Source organism: Clostridium sp. BIOML-A1 (assembly GCF_009874105.1).
In the GTDB taxonomy this organism is placed as follows: domain Bacteria; phylum Bacillota; class Clostridia; order Lachnospirales; family Lachnospiraceae; genus Coprococcus.
This window is the reverse complement of the sequence record NZ_WWTL01000025.1, coordinates 1-1,847: the sequence shown is the minus strand read 5'-3', so window position 1 is coordinate 1,847 and position 1,847 is coordinate 1. Positions and strand designations below refer to the sequence as shown.

General features: G+C 27.1%; 3 protein-coding genes. All 3 read right to left on the bottom strand.

Annotated features, from left to right (window positions below; translation table 11 throughout):
• The coding region (locus GT641_RS12795) for a hypothetical protein (protein WP_161117733.1) at positions 1-388 on the bottom strand (388 nt) is incomplete at its 3' end.
• 170 nt (positions 389-558) lie between these two features.
• Positions 559-831: an SMI1/KNR4 family protein gene (locus tag GT641_RS12790; RefSeq protein ID WP_204986404.1), complete on the bottom strand. Its 273-nt coding sequence runs from the start codon at positions 829-831 to the stop codon at positions 559-561.
• An 86-nt stretch (positions 832-917) separates the two neighbouring features.
• Positions 918-1,517, bottom strand: coding sequence for a hypothetical protein (locus GT641_RS12785; RefSeq protein ID WP_161117732.1), 600 nt, complete (start codon positions 1,515-1,517; stop codon positions 918-920).
• Between the last annotated feature and the right edge of the window lie 330 nt (positions 1,518-1,847).

The window sequence follows — 1,847 nt, the reverse complement described above, 5'->3', positions numbered from 1 at the left end:
TACTTAACTTTTCTTTATTATTGAAAACTGCCTGCATAACTACGGGTTTTATCTGCTCAGATATGTGAAATGGCGCCAGTTTGAAATTCTGTCTTTCCTCCAGTACAATATCAAAAAAAACATTAAACGCACAGTATACCTCTTCAACATCTCCCTCACACATTTCTTTAATTGCTTCAATAATCATATCCGGAATACAGTCATACCCACCCTCGTTATACAGTGCATAAATTCCTCTTGATATAAGATTATTCCAATCCGTAACATCCGCATCAGGTGGAAATCCATAATAATAAAATTCGCAACGATACTCACCCTTTCCCTCTAACAATTTGACCATATCATCACATTCTACGGCTTTTCTTGCAATTCCTATGTAATCAATCATGCTCGCACTCCCTTTTATCAGTTATCAATTCTCTATTCATTTTTCTTCAAATAATGAACCATTCATTTCTAAGCGAGATATTAAAAAATCTGTAAATGAATAAGCAATTCTTACAAACTTATCATTACCATGTTCATTATAAAAATATATTGGGGGATTATCTCCCTCATTCAGTTTAAAAAAAAACACATGCACCCCTGACTCATCCAAAATACAAAATCTTCATCCAATAATATATTTTTAGAATTATTTTCAATAAGTAATTCATTTGCTCCTTCTTTTAAATAAAATATTTCATTCATAAAGCAAGAGTCACCTCTCATAAATTGTCCACCAGTTCCATTTCCCATACATTTCATAAATTCTATATATGACTGTGGTAAACAAAAACCATTACAAAGCTGTTGTAATTCACTTATTTGTTTTTCTGTACAACCATTCATAATTATATTTTCATTATTCAGTTTTCTTATTAATTCATCAATATATTTCGTAAAAAATTTCTCCAGCTTATTTATATACCTCAACTCTAATAATCTTTAAGCAAAGTAATTATATCTTTATCATTTAATGCGTTTATTTTTATCCCACTATTTTCAATAGTACTGATCAATGCAATATAGTTATATAAAACAATTCCAAATTGCAGAAAAACAAATAATGCATCAGTTATATCAGTCATATCATTTACATATATTTTCTTTTTTTCTATATTGTTAATAACAATTAAACTAATATAATTATCACAATTTATAAGACTTAAACTATAAATATATAATTTTTCAATTTTGATATTATTGCTATTGAATATATTTATTATATCGGCATAAGAAACATTTGCATCATATATTATCGGGTTATCTGATATTATTGGCATTAAATATTCTTTTAAAATCTTTTTCTTTATCATAAAAATCATAAAATGTTTTACAGCTTTAGATTTCTCATCAAACGAATATAAAATTTTTTTATTTCCTCTTTGATATGAAAAAATATTCCATAATTTTTCTGAAAATTGAAAACCATAGTAATCCTCATTACCAGCTTTCTTTTCTCGAATTATGCCTTCATCATATAACATATCAATATTAATTATTTCAAAAGCTTCTTTTAATGTTTTAATATTCATAGTTATTTTCTACTCCTTAATAACTTTCACATATTAATTATTAAGTTTTCTAGTATTGCATCAACTATTCCAGTACTAGAATATATCATTTCACCTGTTACTTAATCATACCACTTAGGGTTATCAAAAACATCTTTGTATTTTAAATAAAACTCATCAGGCATCTTCCATATCATATTCTAAACATTTCCCATATTTTTCTTTTAGTATTTTCACCCATCGCTTTATAGCTCCCCACATACCATCAGAATGTCTCCATCCTTCCCAGTCAAAACATTTACTTAACTTTTCTTTATTATTAAAAACCGCCTGCATAACTACAGGTTTTAT